Origin of the sequence: Budvicia aquatica DSM 5075 = ATCC 35567 (assembly GCF_000427805.1) — a bacterium.
Classification (GTDB): domain Bacteria; phylum Pseudomonadota; class Gammaproteobacteria; order Enterobacterales; family Enterobacteriaceae; genus Budvicia; species Budvicia aquatica.
The window spans coordinates 110,476-129,194 of sequence record NZ_ATYS01000016.1; the positions used below are offsets into that span (position 1 = coordinate 110,476).

Sequence of the window (18,719 nt, forward strand, 5' to 3'; positions counted from 1 at the left end):
CATAGGCATAAAATGCGGGTTTTGGGGCAAATTGAAATTTTTTGATATTGCGTTTCAATTTTGTCTGTTGGTAAGACGCTGTGGTTGCGTTTAGCTGAGCATTAGAATGTAAGAGGCCTGCCGCCGTAAGGGGACAGGCCAGAAGTCTTATCGCAGATGATCAAAAATTATATTTTATTGAGTAAATAAAACCATCCTGCAGGAAACTCTCACCTAGCTTATTATCCGCGTAGCGATATTGAAAGCCGGTTGTAATCGTTGGGTTTGGCTTCCACCAAAGCGCGACGGCTCCGTTGATACCCTCTTTACCACCGTTACCGGCAGCATATTGGTCTGCGCGGTCAAATTCATATTCATTCCAGTTGGTCAGGCTAAATTTCTCACCAAAAGAGGTGAAGTCATAGCCGGCAACCCAGCCAAATACATACCCATTGCTGCCGGTGAAGTAAGTCTGGTTGGTATAGCGTTTTGCAATAAAAGGCTTATACCAAAAATCGCTGATTTTAAGGTTATAGCCTAAGCCGTATAGCACCATATTGTCATGAAAGTGGTTACCGTTAGGGGCGCTATAGGTACCGTATATATGGCCATAAAGGTTAAAACCGCTATCACCCAGATAGATTCGGTTAGTATTTTTAAAGGTATAGCGCTGTTCATCGCCTTTTTGGTCATGTTCTTTATTTAACGGATTCTCTAAATCGAAGAAACCATAGGTCTCTCCCCAGGTAAATCCGGCTCCGCCCTCTAACTCCAGATAAAAGAAGTCATCTTTATGAGATTTCTCGCTGGTTCTGTTGGTTGTGCTTTGGCTCCAGTCCAGATAATGCAGACCGAGGTTAGCAAAGCCCCATAGGTACTCAGCCTGAGTCACCGGGCTGACGGATACCGCCGCCAGAGCGACCACACCAGAAAGATATTTTTTCATTTAACGTTGTTCCTTTTGGCTTCAAAAATATTCGGGAAATTACCCGAAAAACAGGTGGAAGTAGCGAGTTCTATTACCGTATGAATAATGATAATTAACGGTTTTTTATTATTGAGGGCAGGGGCGGATTAAAACCAATATGCGATTGTTGATTATTGATAGTATTTAAATATTGGTCGAGACTTTTAATTAATAATCTTTTTAAAACAATGAATTAAAATTTCATCTTTGGCGAGTGGTCAAGCAAGCGGAAATAAGCAGATTACTATTCTGTGACTGGTATCAAATATATGACAGCGACAAGAGAGGGTAGTGAAATTGTGATAGGGTTGCTCTGGGGAAATATGGGTTACCGATCCTCTTATTTGGTGAATCATTTACCAAATAAGAGGAAGCGTCAGATATTGATATCACTAAGCAGACGGCATTAACACAGGGTGGCGATAATGATGCTTTCAGCGCTGAAACTGGCCCAAAGCTGCTGCTGAACGTGCAGCCCGAGCTTATCGGCATCCTGATGGCTGAGGGTGGCACACAGGGTTTGTCCGCCGGCTAACTGCATTAACACTTCGTTGTTCTTTTCACCGGATTTTACCGATGTCACCTGGCCGGACAGGCAGTTATCACTCACTGTCAAAGGCGCTACATGTAACGAAATGGACGGGGCTTTAATCAGTGCCAGAACTTCTTTACCGGCAGATAACTGTAGTCGTTCCGCGCTCTGTTGAGTAAGAGAGGCATTAATCCGGGTTTTACCATCGGCCATAAGCACCACGATATTATCCTGAACGGCGTCTTCATGGCTGGATTCAAGGGTACCAAAAAATTGATTACGCGCGCTGGTCTGTAAAGAGAAGCGGGCAATAGCGGCCAGCAGGCTATCTAAAGGCAGGCTGTCATCCTGTAACACATCAAATGCTTTTTGCTGTATTTGACCTAACAAATCATATAGCTGAATAAGGCGCTGACCGTAAGTTGTGAGCGAGGCACCGCCGCCGCCTTTGCCACCGGTACTGCGTTCAACCAGTAAGTTTTCAGTGAGCTGGTTCATTTCATTGACCGCATCCCATGCGCTCTTGTAGCTAATGCCGGCCAGTTTAGCGCCCTGACTAATAGAGCCAGTATGTGCAATTTGCTTTAATAGTGCGATACGGCGAGGATCGGCAAACAGGTTTCCCTGAAGTTTAAGCGTCAGTAAAATTTCAGCATTCATTGATATATCTGCCTGTTGAACAAATGTATGATGCATTGTTACCTATTTTTATGGTTCTGCCAAATTCCTGTTTGCAGCACATATAGATGAAATTTATCTGCGGATACCTGCTAGACTCTGTGCTAATATTCGGTTATCTGCTGGTTATAGATTAATAAAAAGCGCGTTGGCGTTTTTAGGTTGAAATGAGGCATCTATGTTTGAAATTTTGAAAAGTTTGGTTTTTGCTGCCTGCATGGTTCCGGTCGTTATGGCTCTCATTCTTGGAATGATTTACGGCCTTGGTGAAGTATTTAATATTATTTCTAAAATCGGTCACCACGATAAAAAGAACGGGTAGTCTCCCGCCTGATATTACCAGATACCGGCCTTATTGATTAAGGCCGGTATTTTTTTATCCATTTTTTAACAAATGATTTTCCTCAATGAATCTTAATTCAGGCGATGACAAACAGATCATTAATCGTTATATTATCGGTTATATATCGATATCCCGCTGAACTCTATATCCATGAGGTTATAATGAAAAATAAATTGAAGTTAACCGCCCTTGTTGCCCTGTTTACGGCCAGTATGTTTCAAACGGTCTCTGCGGCTGAAAAGATAACGGTATTTGCTGCGGCATCACTAACCAACGCATTACAGGAAATTTCAGCTGATTATCAGAAGAAAACCGGCAATGAGATTCTGAGTTCTTTTGCTTCGTCTTCTACCTTAGCGCGTCAGATAGAGCAGGGTGCCCCGGCCGATATCTTTATCTCTGCAGACCAACAGTGGATGGATTACGCAGTGGATAAAAAAGCGATTGAAGATAAAACCCGCGTGACGCTGTTAGGCAATGAGTTGGTATTAGTTGCCCCTGAACAAAGCGCGCTAAAATCAGTGACTATTGATAAAAAAACTGACTGGGTATCTTTATTGAACGGTGGCCGTTTAGCCGTTGGTGACCCTGACCATGTACCGGCCGGTATCTATACTAAACAAGCGCTTCAATATTTAGACAGTTGGGATCTTTTGGCATCTAAAATGGCTCGTTCAAATAACGTGCGCGCCGCATTAGCATTAGTTGAACGTGAAGAGGCTCCGCTGGGTATTGTGTATGGCTCTGATGCCGTTGCCAGCAAAAAAGTGAAAGTGGTCGGCGTATTCCCTAAAGACAGCCATTTACCGGTAGAGTATCCTATGGCGATAATCAAAGGTCATTCAACACCGGCAGTACAGGCTTTCACCGAGTATCTTGCAACGCCGGAAGCGTCAGCGGTGTTTAAACGTTATGGTTTTAGCCCACTTAAGTAATGATATTATCTGAATATGAATTAGAAGCCCTGTTACTCAGCCTCAAAGTGGCCGGAGTAGCAGTGGCTTTCAGCCTGCCTCTGGGTATTCTCGTCGCATGGATTCTTGCCCGTTGTCAGTTTGCGGGTAAGGCACTGGTTGACAGCATTATCCACCTGCCTCTGGTTCTGCCCCCGGTGGTGATTGGCTATTTATTGCTTATCGGCATGGGAAAGCGCGGAATTATTGGTGAGTGGCTTTATCATTGGTTTGGTTTTAGCTTTACCTTTAGCTGGCGCGGTGCGGCACTGGCCTCAGCGGTGATTGCTTTTCCATTAATGGTGAGGGCTATCAGGCTGGCGTTGGAAGCCGTTGACCTCAAGTTAGAGCAGGCGGCCCGAACGCTGGGCGCGGGTTTTTGGCGGGTCCTTTTTACCATTACTTTACCGCTCTCTTTTCCCGGCATCTTGGCCGGGGTGGTACTGGCTTTTGCCCGTTCATTAGGAGAGTTTGGTGCCACTATCACCTTTGTGTCTAACATTCCCGGAGAAACCCGCACCATTCCGTTGGCCATGTACACGTTAATCGAAACGCCGGGCGCAGAGGGTGATGCGGCCAGGCTGTGTATTATCGCTATTCTGCTCTCTCTGATTTCATTACTGCTGTCTGAGTGGCTGGCGCGCTGGAGCCGACGTAGGTTGGGTATCTGATGTTAAAACTAAATTTTAAGCAGCGCTTGGGCGATCTGTCATTAGACATCTCCACTGACGTTCCGGGTCAGGGCATTACGGCGATATTTGGTTTATCCGGTGCAGGAAAAACCTCGTTGATTAATGCCGTCAGCGGCCTGACTCGACCAGACAGCGGTGAGATTGTATTATACGATCGCGTTCTGGTTGATTGTTCTAAAGGGATCTATTTACCGCCGGAGAAACGGCGTATTGGCTATGTCTTTCAGGATGCCCGGTTATTTCCGCATTACAGTACCAGAGGTAATCTGCAATACGGTATGCACGACAATATGAAAGGGCAGTTTGACGACATCGTTGAGTTATTGGGCATTGGCCATTTACTTAAACGGTTTCCGTTAACCTTGTCTGGCGGTGAAAAGCAGCGGGTCGCTATCGGGCGGGCGTTGTTAACCGGCCCGGAACTGCTTTTAATGGATGAACCGCTGGCATCACTGGATGTGCCAAGAAAACGGGAGCTGATTCCTTATCTTGAACGTCTGGCCCATGACGTCAATATTCCCATCTTGTATGTGACTCACAGCATGGAAGAGATTCTCAGGCTGGCCGAGCAGGTGGTCGTTCTCAACAGTGGCAAGGTGATTGCCGCCGGGGAACTGGAGTCGGTCTGGTCCAGCGATGCGATGATTCCCTGGCTACGGCAAGAAGATCAAAGCAGCGTACTTAACGTAACACTGCTTCACCATCATCAACACTATCAGATGAGCGCATTAGCGCTGGGTGAGCATTGCCTTTGGGTGAACCAAGTTGATGCCGTTCCGGGGCAGAAGCTGCGTATCCGTATTAATGCGGCCGACGTTTCATTGGTGCCAGAGCCGCCGGTTCAGAGCAGCATTCGTAATATTCTCAAGGCAACGGTGCTTGACCTTAGCGAGTTTAACGGGCGGGTAGACGTTAAACTCTCGGTTGGTCAGCATATTGTGTGGGCGCGTATTACGCCGTGGGCCAGAGACGATCTGAATATTGCCGCCGGCCAGACGCTGTTTGCGCAAATCAAAAGTGTATCAATGAGCCGAGAGGCTTGGTAATTAGCCCAACTTACCGTAGCCGTTGCTACCTTAGACCTGCTTTCCTTAGCGATTCTTACCGCAGTGAACAAGATTCTGCGCTAAGATAAGTGACAGGGTTCACTTTTCAGTTAGAGAACATATTCTCGAATAACATTGGCAATGCTAGGGACATCATTATCGGTGGTGACCATATTGGCCGAGGCTTTTACTTCATCGCCGCTGTTGCCCATCGCCACGCCCATCCCGGCCTGTTCCAGCATGCTGACATCGTTCAGGTTATCACCGAAGGCGATGACGCTGTCCATTGTTAATCCCTGAGATTCAACCCATTGACGCAGTCGATTCCCTTTACTGTTACCGCGCTGAGCCAAATCGATTTGGTTGTGCCATGAGCGCTCACAGGACAACCCGAGCTCTTCTTCAACCAGCGAACTGAAATGGTTAAGCGCATCGGTGTCTTCGCTTGAAGTAGCAAACTTCCAGACATTATCTGCGCTAGCAATCGCCGTCTCAAACTTATCAACCTTCATCATATTCGGGCGCTGATTTTCAGGTAACTGTGCCGACCAGGCCAGCCAGCGGGAAATGCTGTCATCCTGATGTTCAAAGGTCATGGCATTATCAATATACATCAGGCTTTGTATCGGATGGTCGCGCAGTAATTCTGCCACGCGCATGGCCTGAGATTTACTTAACGGATTGCCAGACAGAACCTGCCGTTGCTGGTAATCATAGGTATAGGTACCGTTACAGCAAATGGCCGGCGTATCGAGGTCTAAAGCCTGATAGAACGGATGAATTGCCACGTGGTGGCGTCCGGTGACGATAATGACGTTAATACCCTTTTGGCGGGCTTGCGAGAGAACTTGTAGCGATTCCGGTAGAATTTTCTTTTGTGGATTCAGTAAGGTTCCGTCCAAATCGAGAGCAATAGTACGATATTTCATAGCGGCTTATTTCATCAACTTTATGAGTAATGGCTGGCGAGAGAGGTCGTCGTAATAGGCAATTCGAGCATAAAAGCGGCGCTTTATCAAAGATTAATTGATATAGCGATAGTGAAAACTGACGATATCTCATTAACCATACTGTAACAAACTAAGGATATGCTAGTCAGTGGATATTCGGCGCTTAGTCCATTTTTAGCCGGCAAGTTGGCTAATGTTGACTGAACTAAAGGGGAAATAGCGGGATATCATGGTAATGATACTGTTTTTAACAAAATGAAATTTTAAGCATAAAACAGAATATCTTAGTCATCGGACCACTATTTTTTTCAGACTATTTTAAGCATAAATCTCTAGTAAATCTGTGTAAAAAAAATTTAAACAAGTGTCTTGATGATGGGTTTTAACAACGCGTGGCTCATCGCAATGTAGCAGTATTAGTAGGAAATTTTTACTTATCCACCATTCCTGTGGATAACCTTGTGCATTAACGTTAGAAAAGTAGTTTGGGGCTAGAGCCTATGCGGCTTATCTGAATTTTGTCCGTATTCTCATCGTTCTTTAAAATCATTTAATTATCATGGCGTTGCCTAAAATCAATAGGGGGGAATTTGTCTGGATTGTGTTTGGAATTTGTGACTGGTGGAATAACTTCGATTACAGAATGTCAATCAACTTCTGGGGATAAATTACACTTTTGTAACTTGACTTTACGTCGAATGTGAATCTGTTTGGTGAGACGATAATGTTGTTTCAAAATTAATCAGTTAGCTTGTTTTTGTTCTTTACTGGGTTAATATACAGTATACTGCGGGTTGTAAAAATACCACGGGCTTTTCATAATAGAATTGTGATTTTTATCCTGGTAGTGGTTTATTTCGCTGTCGCTGATAATGCGTTTTCCGGCATTCGATTTTTTAATCCAGATAGAGCTTAACAATGAGCAAAACATTCAAACTAAATTCGGCCTTCCAACCGGCAGGCGATCAGCCTGAGGCGATCAGGCGGCTGACTGAAGGATTAGAAGACGGGCTGGCCCATCAAACTCTGTTGGGGGTAACGGGCTCAGGTAAAACCTTCACTATCGCCAACGTTATTGCGCAGCTTGAACGGCCGACTATGATTCTGGCGCCGAATAAAACCTTGGCGGCTCAGCTGTATGGCGAAATGAAAGCCTTCTTCCCTGAGAATGCGGTGGAGTATTTTGTTTCTTACTACGACTACTACCAGCCGGAAGCCTACGTTCCCAGCTCCGATACCTTTATCGAGAAAGATGCTTCGATTAACGAACATATTGAGCAAATGCGGCTGTCAGCCACCAAAGCGCTGCTTGAACGACGGGATGTGGTTTTGGTGGCTTCGGTATCGGCGATATATGGCTTAGGGGATCCTGATGCCTATCTGAAGATGATGTTGCACCTTACCCGCGGCATGATTATCGACCAGCGTTCTATACTGCGCCGTTTAGCCGAGCTCCAGTATGTGCGTAACGATCAGGTATTCCAGCGCAGTACCTTCCGGGTTCGCGGTGAGGTGATAGATATTTTCCCCGCGGAATCAGACGAATATGCGCTGCGTATTGAGCTGTTCGATGATGAAGTCGAGCGCTTATCCATTTTTGACCCGCTGACCGGACAGGTTCAGCAGGTGGTTCCGCGATTTACTATTTATCCTAAAACTCACTATGTCACTCCCAGAGAGCGAATTCTTGAGGCCATCGAAGGGATAAAAGTTGAACTGGCCGATCGCCGCCGAATACTGCTGGCTAACGATAAGCTGGTGGAAGAGCAGCGTTTAAGCCAGCGCACCCAGTTTGATATTGAAATGATGAACGAGCTGGGATATTGCTCAGGCATTGAGAACTATTCCCGCTATTTGTCAGGCAGAGAAGAAGGGGCACCGCCGCCGACGTTGTTTGATTACCTGCCTGCGGATGGCCTGCTGGTTATTGATGAGTCCCACGTTACGGTTCCTCAAATTGGCGGCATGTATCGCGGCGACCGGGCGCGTAAAGAGACTTTGGTGGAATATGGTTTCCGCCTGCCGTCGGCGTTAGATAACCGGCCGATGAAGTTTGAAGAGTTTGAACAGCTGGCTCCTCAAACCATTTATGTTTCAGCGACGCCGGGAAACTACGAATTAGAGAAGTCTGGCGGTGACATTATCGATCAGGTTGTGCGCCCGACCGGCCTGTTGGACCCGATTATTGAAGTGCGGCCGGTAACCACACAGGTTGATGACCTGTTGTCGGAGATCCGTAAACGGGTTGAAGTCAATGAACGGGTGCTGGTGACTACGCTGACCAAACGTATGGCAGAAGATCTAACCGAGTATCTGGAAGAGCACGGCGAGCGGGTACGCTATCTTCATTCCGATATAGATACCGTTGAACGGGTTGAGATTATCCGTGACCTGCGGCTTGGTGAATTCGACGTTTTAGTCGGCATCAACTTACTGCGAGAAGGGCTTGATATGCCGGAAGTTTCGCTGGTGGCTATTTTGGATGCGGACAAAGAGGGCTTCTTACGCTCAGAACGCTCTTTGATCCAGACCATCGGTCGGGCAGCGCGTAACCTGAACGGCAAAGCGATTCTCTACGGCGATAGAATCACTAAGTCAATGGCTAAGGCTATTGATGAAACAGAACGTCGCAGAGCGCGGCAGATTGCCTATAACGAACAGCACGGCATTATTCCTCAGGGGCTGAATAAGTCAGTTGAGGATATTCTCGAACTGGGCCAGGGATTAGGTACGCTGAAACATGCTAAAGGTCGGGGTAAGAAAAAAGCAGCAGAGTCCACCACGGATTACACCGCCTTTACGCCGCAGGCGCTGGATAAACGCATCAGAGAGCTGGAAAGCAAGATGTATGTCCATGCACAGAATCTTGAGTTTGAAGAGGCGGCAAGCCTGCGGGATGAGCTGCAACAGCTAAGGGCTCAGTTTATCGCCCTGTCGTGATATTAAAACCCGCCATACTGTCAGGCATGGCGGGCTTTAAATTAAGCCTTAATGAATTAAGCGAGCCTAAAATCGAAGGGGGTGAATTCCGCGCTCGATCCGGTTTACCCACACTCTGTTTTAACTACCTAAATCTCCTGACTCCTCCAACGTGACCCTGAAAATTATGACCATAATTTCCCCGATCTAAATTGTGTTGGCCTTGAAATCTGTCAGCGTTATTTTGGATACGTTGCCCGCCGCCGTTCTGACTCGACCTTCAAGGCTATCCAGCTGCGGCTGCAAAGGCAGGAAACGCTGCGCAAACCGAATAATTCAGCAACAGTATCGACAACATCGTGACGAATCTTCTGAACATGGTAAAGCCTCTCTGAGATCTTTATTGAACGGCAATTAGGTGCTGATGATTCCGGCCCTTATCGACTCGCAGTACATGGTGCACAGCGATGGCTTGAACTAAGCATCTCGGCTGAAATAGCCTTTGTATTCAAGCATAAGATGACTTGTGATTCTTCGCCAATGTCGGTTAACTATATTCCGTCTGTTTTATGCCCGGAGTTAGGCTAAAGTGGCTTTATCTGAGCGTTACTTGAATCACTTTTTACCTTCTGTGCCGGGCTTGTTATACTCCGGCTTTATCTGAATCAGCAGGCAATAAGACTTATGGACCAGCAATCAAAAGACCCCCTCCACGGCATAACTCTGGAACGTTTATTAACGATTTTGGTTGAGAAACACGGTTGGGAAAAACTGGCCGGTGAAGTCAATATCAACTGTTTCAAATCAGACCCCAGCATTAAATCCAGCCTGAAGTTCCTGCGCAGAACGCCGTGGGCCCGTAAGCAGGTTGAAGAGTTATATATTCGTGACGTCGAGGATAGCTCAAACAAATCGGATAGCGCTGATACACCGTGGGGTAAATGGGCGAAGTAATTTATTGAGGGGCAAATAGATTTTAGTCCATAGTATATCTCTGGTTAATCTGTCATTGAGGCCTAAGTAATGGATGATTTTTCAGCGTCAGACCTTAAAACCATTCTTCATTCAAAACGCGCCAATCTTTATTATCTCGAACACTGCCGGGTATTAGTTAACGGCGGCAGGGTTGAGTATGTTACCGATGCCGGAAAAGAGTCTCTTTACTGGAATATCCCGATAGCCAATACCACCTCGATTTTATTAGGCACCGGTACTTCCATTACTCAGGCCGCAGTGCGTGAATTAGCCAAAGCGGGTGTATTACTCGGTTTTTGTGGCGGCGGCGGTACCCCGTTGTTTTCGGCTAACGAAGTTGATTGCGACGTAGTATGGTTTTCGCCACAGAGCGAATACCGGCCAACGGAATATTTACAGCGTTGGATGCGTTTTTGGTTTGATGATGAAAAGCGGCTGGCGGCGGCTAAATTACTGCAGCAGGCCCGACTGACGCTTATCGGCCTGTGCTGGCCTAAACATGCCGATTTTGATATCGATAATCATGGGCTGGCGACGTTGCTCAAAAAGTACAGCGATGAGGTGGCACTAGCCCCCGATATTACTCATTTGCTGACTCAGGAAGCTCGCCTGACTAAAACGCTGTACGCCTTAGCGGTAAAAGCGGTGAAGTATGGCGAATTCACCCGAACGAAAGGCGGTGGTGGCGATCAGGCTAATGGTTTTCTCGATCATGGTAACTACTTAGCTTATGGTTTAGGTGCTACGGCAACCTGGGTTTTAGGCTTACCTCACGGGGTTGCGTTATTGCATGGCAAAACTCGCCGCGGTGGGCTGGTATTTGATGCCGCTGACTTAGTCAAAGATGCGCTGATTTTACCGCAGGCTTTTATTTCATCGACCGCCGGTCATACAGAACAGCAGTTCAGACAAGCATGTATCCAGACACTGACTACTCATAGTGCGCTGGATTTTATGATAGATAACCTAAAACTGATCGTTGAAACCATGGATTGTTGCGGGAATCAGTCATGAACGTGCTATTGATTTCGCAATGTCATAAGAAAGCGCTAACTGAAACCCGGCGGATTATCGACCAGTTTGCTGAACGCTGCGGCGATCGTACTTGGCAAACGGTAATTACCGCTCAAGGGCTAGAGACATTACGTAAATTGCTGCGTAAAACGGCGCGGAAAAATACAGCCGTGGCCTGTTACTGGACGCACGGAAAGAATAATACCGAGCTGCTATGGGTTGTGGGTAATCGCAATGCGTTTAACCTACAGGGGAGAGTACCGACCAACCGCACTCAGCGCAATATTCTGCGTAAAACCGATGAAGATAGCTGGCAGTTTCACCACAGCTTACAAATTCTTAGCGTATTCGCTGCATTACTGCATGATTTAGGTAAGTCATCGGTAGGCTTTCAGCAAAAGTTACAAGGTCACGATTCCGGACTTAGGGGCGATCCCTATCGCCATGAATGGGTTTCGATGCGTATCTTTCAGGCGATTGTCGGTAAAGCTAAAACCGATGCTGAATGGCTTGGTTTTTTTGCTGACTTTGGCTCGTTCGAAAAGCAATACCCGCATTGGCAACAAGATATTGTTAAAGACGGTATTGATGCTAATTCAGGCTCAAACTATGCATGGGCTAATTTACCCCCGCTGGCACAGGCGGTTGGCTGGCTAATCACCTCTCACCACAGAATGCCGTTTTATGACGACAACGACGGGGAAGAGAACCGCTCTATTGAACAGGCATTCGAAAAACACTTAAAGCCGGTTAACGGCTGGGTAACGAATCTTTATCAGTCAGAGATCGGAGATAGGCAGATTGCGCCTTTCTGGCATTTTGAGTCAATGGTAACAGACAGTCGCTCATGGCGAAAATCGATCTCGCGATGGGCTGAGCGAGCGCTTAACGATCGTCATCTGGCTAAACAACAGAGCTTCGCTTTCTTCGATCCGCTGTTGATGCACTTAGCGCGTATGAGCCTGATGGTTGGCGATCATACTTATTCTGGTTTAGCCCGCCATGACAAGTTCGGTGATAAAAACTTCGAACTGTATGCCAATACTGAAAAGGTCAGTGAGCTGACGCCGGCTGGAACCATGCGCCAGCGGTTAGATGAACATTTGGTTGGCGTGGCTAAACATGCGGAAAAATTTAGTCAGCTGCTACCGCGTATCACGGATAGTTTACCGGGCATTGGTGAACATAAGGGATTTAAGCAACGGACAACCAAGGAACGTTTTGCCTGGCAGAATAAAGCCTATGAACTGGCGGTCACTTTACGTGAAAAAAGTCAGACGCAAGGTTTCTTCGGCATCAATATGGCCTCCACCGGCTGCGGTAAAACGCTGGGTAATGGCCGGATTATGTATGGTTTAAGCGATACTAATAAAGGTGCCCGCTTTACTATGGCGCTAGGGCTGCGGGTGCTGACTTTGCAAACCGGCCAAGAGTACCAACAGCGCATGAAACTGGCCGATGATGATTTAGCGATACTGGTTGGTGGTAAGTCGGTTATTGATCTGTTTAATCTCAATCAGACATCGGCTGAGTCCGGTGAGCAACTGCCGTTGAATGAGGCAGATCTAAACGTTTATGAACAGGATCAGTTGCAGGTATTTACTCAAGCCTTGCTTAAAAATTATGGCGCTGGCAGTGAGTCTGCAATCGAGTTTGAGGATGGGTATGTTCATTACGACAGTCCGATAGAAGATCATCATCTGGGCTCGGTTATTCGTGATAGTAAAGCCAAAAAATTGCTATATGCCCCGGTAGTCACTTGTACTATCGATCATCTGATCGGGGCTACTGAAACCGCACGCGGCGGCAAATTTATTGTTCCTATGCTGCGTTTACTTTCTGCCGACCTGATTTTGGATGAGCCTGACGATTTTAATCTGGAAGATCTACCCGCGCTTGCTCGTTTAGTGAATATGGCCGGTATGCTGGGATCGCGAGTTTTACTTTCCTCTGCCACCTTACCGCCGGATATGCTGGTGGGGCTGTTTGAAGCTTATCAGGCCGGGCGTAAAATCTGGAACCGTCATCATGGTATCCTAACTCAGCCAATTGTTTGTACCTGGTTTGATGAACATGCGCCTTTACGGGTGGACTGTAGTGATAACGCTCAGTTTATTGCAGCTAATGATCAATTTGTCACCCGAAGAGTCGCGCGGTTGGAGCAAGGCCCGATAATTCGTCAGGCGACGATTTTACCGCTGGAAGTTACGCCACAGAAAAATATTCACTACCACCAACTGGCTCAGGATATTTTGCAAGGCGTTCAAACCTTGCATTCCAACCATCTACAGATTTGCCCTAAAACGGGCAGGCGGGTTAGCTTCGGCTTAATTCGCCTGAGCAATATTAATCCACTGGTGGAACTGGCTCAGGCGCTGTATCAGAGCGATGGGCTAGACGATATAGAAATTCACCTGTGTACTTATCATGCAAGGCAACTGTTAGCGCTGAGGTCCGATCTCGAAAACCAGTTAGATCAGATTCTTAATCGTAATAAGGAACTGGCGGTTTTTGACCTTAAAGCAGTTTCATCAGTATTAAAAAAGGCTCAAGCTAGCAACGTGATTTTTATCGTTCTGGCCACTCCTGTTGCGGAAGTTGGCCGAAACCATGATTACGATTGGGCGATTGTTGAGCCTTCAAGTATGAGGTCAATCATCCAACTGGCAGGGCGGGTTAAACGCCATCGGCCGGAGCCAGTGACGACACCCAATATGCTAATTATGAGTACTAATATTCGGGCGTTGAAGCAAGGGAGTAATCTGGGGGCTAAACAAGTACCGGTATTCTGCCTGCCGGGATTTGAAACCAGAGAAAATAGACTCGTCAGACCCGCTGCAATATTGAGTTCGCATAAAACTGAAGATATTTTGGTTAACGCTTTAGGCCATATTAACTCCGCACCCAGAATCAAAAATCCGATGCCCAGAGTGTCATTGATTGCGTTGGAACATGCGGTTATTGGGCGGGTAATGAATAGCCCTGACGGTGAGATAAATCTGGTCAATGGATGGTGGCGAACTCGATCTGAAGCAGAACGGCCTGAAATATCGTTGGCTAACCCATATCTGTTCCACCTACAAAAGGCGACCCCGTTCAGAAAAGGGCTTCCTCAAACTCGCTACGTATATGTGGAGAACGATGAAGGAGAGATGCAGTTTGAGAATGTTGACTACCTGAAACAGAGCGAGAACGCGAAATTTAAGCATATTGGTTTTGAGTGCAAAGGGCCGGTTCAGCCCTGGCTGAATCAACAGTATGGCGTGGTGTTAGAACGACTGGCTCAGCAGTTGGAAACTGAGGATTTAGTCGGGCTGGCACGAAGGTTTGGATTTGTTGATTTGGATAGCCATAGGTTAGCGTGGAATTATCATCCGTTGTTGGGGTTTTGGCCTGATTAGAAGTGACTTATTTTGCTGTTCTCAATATGTTAGTTAGATTAAGTATCAGCCTGCGATAACATCATATTTGGCAGCATGGTAAATTTAATATCTCTTTGTTATTATTAATAATGTATTTATTTTTCAACCGCTACTTAGCGGTTTTTTTTGTGTCCTAGATCTAACAATCAAATGATTAGTATTGAAGTTATTAGTTTTTAATTCACTGTTCATCACAGTTTTTATTTTAACGAATAATTCTATGAAGGAGGTGACAATGCCTATTCGACAGGCAGTTCATGCTTTTATCAATGAACGCTTGCAGGCTAAGCTGGAAAAAGCCAAGTCTCAGCAGGAAATTGATGATTTAAAGCTTAAGTATCAGCCCTACACATGGATAGAAGACGCCGCGCGCAGGGCCGCGCAAATACAATTTGCTACCCATACGGTGAAAGGAATTCATCCTGATAGCAAAGGAATCAATATCAACGCTCAGTTTACTGAGATACCAGATGGGCTAGTAAATTCATCAACGCTTAAAAAACACGCTTTGGATGTGGTCGGTAATGCAGCAGCGCTTGATATCTACAAGCTTTTAAGCGTCGTTATTGATGAAAAAACCACAGTATTAGATCTCGTACTACAAGAAGACGAACGCTTATTACCCGCCTTAGCCAATGACCAGCAACAAGCAAAACAGCACTTGGCCGCATTTAAAGGTATTTCTGTCAGTTCGACCGAAAATGCAAAAACCTATGAGCTGATGAAGCAACTGTTATGGCCGGTTAATAGCGATGCTCAGCAACAGGATAACTACCTTAATATAGTCCCTCTCTATCCCACCAGTTTTGTTCATCAGGTTTATCACAATCTTCAGCAAATACGCTTTAGCGATGAAGTTAAGTTAGCTAAAGAAGCACGTAAAAATGAGAAGAGCCATCCATCGGGATACGTGATTTTACCCGACGTTGCCTATACCAAGCTGGGAGGAACCAAGCCCCAAAATATATCTCAATTAAATTCAGAGCGCGGTGGGCGTAATTATCTTCTGCCTTCACTACCTCAGGTATTTAAATCCAGCGGGACTAAAGCACCCGTACGTAATGATTCAGTCTTTAGCGGTGAATTTAACTATTTTGCCAGAAAAGATATTGAACGTTTCTGTCGTGAGGTGATTGATGAATCACGTAATAACCGTTCGGTCAGAGAAAAACGCGAGTTAATTATTCAGGATATTCTCGCCACGTTAATGACCTATGGCCAAAATGTTCGCCGCCTGGATGCCGGCTGGTCTGAGGGGAGTAACCTTAAAGCAGCTCATGCCTTTTGGTTAGATCCTAAACGAGCAGAAACGGATGCTGAGTGGGCTGAGCTAAGAGAGCAGACCGACTGGAAGACTGAACTGGCTCACGATTTTGGGCTGTGGGTTAACCAAAAGCTCAATGATGCTTATAACAATAACCAGCAGATTCATCTGGCTGATACTGAACAGAAAGCATGGAAGCACGATATGGCCGATTTAATTAAACAAACCATTCGCGAAGGCTGGGGGGTATTTGAATGAAATACTATTTAGTTATTCCGCATATCAAAGTGCAGAACGCCAACTGTATTTCCAGCCCACTGACCTATGGCTTTCCTGCAATAACCGCTTTTACCGGTGCAGTACATGCGCTTAGCCGTAAGTTATTTCCAACGTTTAATATGACGTTAGACGGTGTAGCCATTGCCGCTCATGATTGTGATATTCAACGTTCCAGGCCTAATAGTTACTCTGACTGGAGTTTTATTCAGTCTCGCCATCCAATCAAAAAGGACGGTAATTCACCGTCGATCATCGAAGAAGGCTATATCCATCTTAAGCTGAGCTTAGTAGTTGAAGTGACTAGCGAGACTGATTGGAATAGTGAAGAGAAGCAGGCGTTCTGTGATGCGGTTTACCAGCAAATGATGCAACAGCGTTTAGCCGGCGGCTCTATTCTGAGTATCGGCAATACTCGACGTCAAATCAGTTTGCATAACGATCCCAAAGGTGACCCTGACAAGATTAAAGCGATTCAAATTCAACTGAGTCCTTCGTTTCTACTGATAAACCGGCAAGATGTACTGATTGACCATACGGCAAAGCTACAGGCTGAAAATCCGGATAAAACCGCTCTGGATGCATTAATCGATCTGTGCGCTATTCATATCTCCCCAGAGGTTGATGAATTAAATGATTCGGCTGACGAGGTTAATGGAAAGGGCGTTCGCTGGGTTGCATCATCGCCAAAGAAAGGGTGGTTAGTACCCATTCCTGTTGGTTATAAAGGTATCGCTCCTGAGTTTGCTATCGATCGGGTTGCCGATATCAGGGCACCGCAATACCCGACCCATTTTGTTGAATCAGTTTATTCGATAGGTGAGTGGCGTTTTGTTAATAGCCTGCCTGATTTCAATCACATTTTCTGGCGACACCATACCGATATTGATAATCAACTATTTCTGGTTAGCCAGTCCGGTTTGAGTTCGAACCAAGAAAGCCTACAAACCCTATTTTAATTAACTATTAATCTGAATTTTTTCAAGGAGATCGACCATGTCTAAAACTACATTAAAAACTGCCTCGGTATTAGCCTTTGAACGTAACTTTGACGTGTCTGATGCGGTGTTTTATCAAACTAACTGGGACAACCGTACAGCGCCGGTAAAAATTAAAAATAGTGAAAAATCGGTACGTGGCACCATCTCAAACCGGTTAAAAAATGCGATAGCGGCCGATCCGACTAAATTGGATGCCGAAATTGAAAAAGCCAATCTACAAACCGTCGATGTTGCCGCGTTAAATCAGGACAATGACACGCTGCTGGTGAAATGGAGCTTAAAAGTTCTGCCTTTTACCGGTAAACCTTGCGTATGTAATAACGCTGAATACCAAAGCCAGTTGGAAGCAACGCTGCAAAGTTATATCGATAAGGTCGGTTTTGATGAGCTGGCCAAGCGCTATGCGACCAATATTGCTAATGCACGCTTCTTATGGCGTAACCGTATGGGCGCTGAACATATTGACGTGGTGGTAAAAGTTGAAGGTCAGAGTGACTTGGTTTTTGATGCCAAAACCTATTCGCTGGTAGACTTTAAACAGTCTGATGCCCAGTTAGAACAACTGGCCCAGTTGATTAAACAAGGGCTTGCCGGTGAACGCTTTGTTTTACTGCATATTGAGGCTTTTGCCCGGGTAGGAAAAGGGCAGGAAGTATACCCATCGCAAGAACTGATCCTCGATCAGGGCAGCAGCAAAGGGAAGAAAAGTAAAACGCTGTATGCCATTGATGACGCTTCAGCGATGCATTCACAAAAAATCAGTAACGCACTAAGAACCATTGATACCTGGTATCCGGATGCGCAATTCCCGATTGCGGTTGAACCCTACGGTGCCGTGACATCAATGGGAACGGCTTTTCGCCAGCCAAAAGTAAAAACTGATTTTTACTCTTTGTTCGATTCATGGGTTCTAAAGGGCGAAGCGCCAGCGTTGGAACAACAGCACTATGTAGCCGCTATTCTGATCCGCGGTGGCGTATTTGGTGAAAGCGGTAAGGAGTAAAATTATGGATCACTATATTGATATCCATATCTTCCCCAATCCGGAGATCGAGAGTTCGGTGCTGATGAACAGCCTGTTTTATCAGTTACATTTGCTCTTCGTTGACCGAAACAGCGAGGTTGCCGTTAGTTTTCCTAAATACCGCCTTGCTCAAACCGGCGCGTGGAAAAATACGCTCGGTTCTGTGCTGCGATTACATGGAAGCCATCAGTCCCTGTTGGCGTTGGATACCGCGACTACGCTAACTGACGCTTTGAACTACGCTGCGGTTAGCGGTATTACGCCAGTTCCAAAGGACATTAACGAATATGCGGTGTTCGTTCGCAAACATGCGAAATCGCAACGTGATATTGAACGAAAACGTCAGCACCTATTGAAGAAGGCCGGTGGTGAATGGAATGAAATAGCGCAGGAAAGTATGGATCGCTTTATGGATAAATTGTACTGCAAGTTACCTTTTATCTATCTGACCAGCCATAGCTCGATACCGGCTAAAGGCGAGGAGAAAAACCATTTCAGCCTTTTTATCAGTAAGGAAAACGGCATGCTGATGAAAGGAAAATTGACAAAATATGGTTTAAGCGACCCAACACACAAAACCAGCGTACCTATTTTTTAACGATTGAAGTTCTAAGTTCTTTAATAAATAGGCTAGAAGTGCCATAACCCTTTTTTTAGCGATAAATTAATCATTAGATAAAACAG

Annotated in this window: 15 protein-coding genes; 12 read left to right on the forward strand and 3 right to left on the reverse strand. The window is 45.9% G+C overall.

Going from position 1 to position 18,719, the window contains the following annotated elements; translation table 11 throughout:
* Positions 1 to 160 precede the first annotated feature (160 nt).
* Positions 161 to 925, reverse strand: coding sequence for a nucleoside-specific channel-forming Tsx family protein (locus YWE_RS0108010; RefSeq protein WP_029094055.1), 765 nt, complete (start codon positions 923 to 925; stop codon positions 161 to 163).
* A 427-nt stretch (positions 926 to 1,352) separates the two neighbouring features.
* Positions 1,353 to 2,138: a molybdenum-dependent transcriptional regulator gene (modE, locus tag YWE_RS0108015; protein WP_029094056.1), complete on the reverse strand. Its 786-nt coding sequence runs from the start codon at positions 2,136 to 2,138 to the stop codon at positions 1,353 to 1,355.
* A 196-nt stretch (positions 2,139 to 2,334) separates the two neighbouring features.
* Here modE and YWE_RS29555 point away from each other — a divergent pair, with 196 nt between their 5' ends.
* From YWE_RS29555 to modC, 4 genes are all read left to right on the forward strand, one after another.
* Positions 2,335 to 2,478, forward strand: coding sequence for an AcrZ family multidrug efflux pump-associated protein (locus YWE_RS29555; RefSeq protein WP_029094057.1), 144 nt, complete (start codon positions 2,335 to 2,337; stop codon positions 2,476 to 2,478).
* Positions 2,479 to 2,660: 182 nt separating this feature from the next.
* Positions 2,661 to 3,434, forward strand: a complete 774-nt coding sequence (gene modA, locus YWE_RS0108025; protein WP_029094058.1) for a molybdate ABC transporter substrate-binding protein — start codon at positions 2,661 to 2,663, stop codon at positions 3,432 to 3,434.
* Positions 3,434 to 4,123 carry a molybdate ABC transporter permease subunit gene (gene modB, locus YWE_RS0108030; RefSeq protein WP_029094059.1) on the forward strand — a complete coding sequence of 230 codons (690 nt, stop codon included), beginning with the start codon at positions 3,434 to 3,436 and terminating at the stop codon, positions 4,121 to 4,123. Before modA ends, modB begins: the two co-directional genes overlap by 1 nt.
* Complete coding sequence (gene modC / locus YWE_RS0108035; RefSeq protein ID WP_029094060.1) at positions 4,123 to 5,190, forward strand: molybdenum ABC transporter ATP-binding protein ModC; 1,068 nt, start codon at positions 4,123 to 4,125, stop codon at positions 5,188 to 5,190. The genes modB and modC overlap by 1 nt, the downstream gene beginning before the upstream one ends.
* A gap of 110 nt (positions 5,191 to 5,300) precedes the next feature.
* On the opposite strand, the gene YWE_RS0108040 is transcribed toward modC, so the two are convergent.
* The gene (locus YWE_RS0108040) at positions 5,301 to 6,119 is read right to left on the reverse strand and encodes a pyridoxal phosphatase (RefSeq protein WP_029094061.1); all 819 of its coding nucleotides are present in this window, start codon (positions 6,117 to 6,119) and stop codon (positions 5,301 to 5,303) included.
* Positions 6,120 to 7,058: 939 nt separating this feature from the next.
* Between YWE_RS0108040 and uvrB the strand changes: the two genes are divergently transcribed.
* The 8 genes from uvrB to cas6f all read left to right on the forward strand — a co-directional run bounded on the left by uvrB (position 7,059) and on the right by cas6f (position 18,633).
* Positions 7,059 to 9,080: an excinuclease ABC subunit UvrB gene (gene uvrB, locus YWE_RS0108045; protein ID WP_029094062.1), complete on the forward strand. Its 2,022-nt coding sequence runs from the start codon at positions 7,059 to 7,061 to the stop codon at positions 9,078 to 9,080.
* A gap of 663 nt (positions 9,081 to 9,743) precedes the next feature.
* Positions 9,744 to 10,013, forward strand: a complete 270-nt coding sequence (locus YWE_RS0108050; protein WP_036015464.1) for a VF530 family protein — start codon at positions 9,744 to 9,746, stop codon at positions 10,011 to 10,013.
* Positions 10,014 to 10,082: 69 nt separating this feature from the next.
* Positions 10,083 to 11,048 carry a type I-F CRISPR-associated endonuclease Cas1f gene (gene cas1f / locus YWE_RS0108055; protein ID WP_029094064.1) on the forward strand — a complete coding sequence of 322 codons (966 nt, stop codon included), beginning with the start codon at positions 10,083 to 10,085 and terminating at the stop codon, positions 11,046 to 11,048.
* Positions 11,045 to 14,449, forward strand: a complete 3,405-nt coding sequence (cas3f, locus tag YWE_RS0108060) for a type I-F CRISPR-associated helicase Cas3f (RefSeq protein ID WP_029094065.1) — start codon at positions 11,045 to 11,047, stop codon at positions 14,447 to 14,449. Before cas1f ends, cas3f begins: the two co-directional genes overlap by 4 nt.
* A 256-nt stretch (positions 14,450 to 14,705) precedes the next feature.
* Positions 14,706 to 15,992: a type I-F CRISPR-associated protein Csy1 gene (csy1, locus tag YWE_RS26895; RefSeq protein ID WP_051323248.1), complete on the forward strand. Its 1,287-nt coding sequence runs from the start codon at positions 14,706 to 14,708 to the stop codon at positions 15,990 to 15,992.
* A complete protein-coding gene (csy2, locus tag YWE_RS26900) occupies positions 15,989 to 16,969 on the forward strand; it encodes a type I-F CRISPR-associated protein Csy2 (protein ID WP_051323249.1) in 981 nt (326 codons plus the stop codon). The genes csy1 and csy2 overlap by 4 nt, the downstream gene beginning before the upstream one ends.
* 37 nt (positions 16,970 to 17,006) lie before the next feature.
* A complete protein-coding gene (gene csy3, locus YWE_RS0108075; protein WP_029094066.1) occupies positions 17,007 to 18,014 on the forward strand; it encodes a type I-F CRISPR-associated protein Csy3 in 1,008 nt (335 codons plus the stop codon).
* 4 nt (positions 18,015 to 18,018) lie between these two features.
* Positions 18,019 to 18,633 (forward strand): type I-F CRISPR-associated endoribonuclease Cas6/Csy4, encoded by a 615-nt coding sequence (cas6f, locus tag YWE_RS28950; protein WP_051323250.1) that lies wholly within the window; start codon positions 18,019 to 18,021, stop codon positions 18,631 to 18,633.
* Positions 18,634 to 18,719 lie beyond the last annotated feature (86 nt).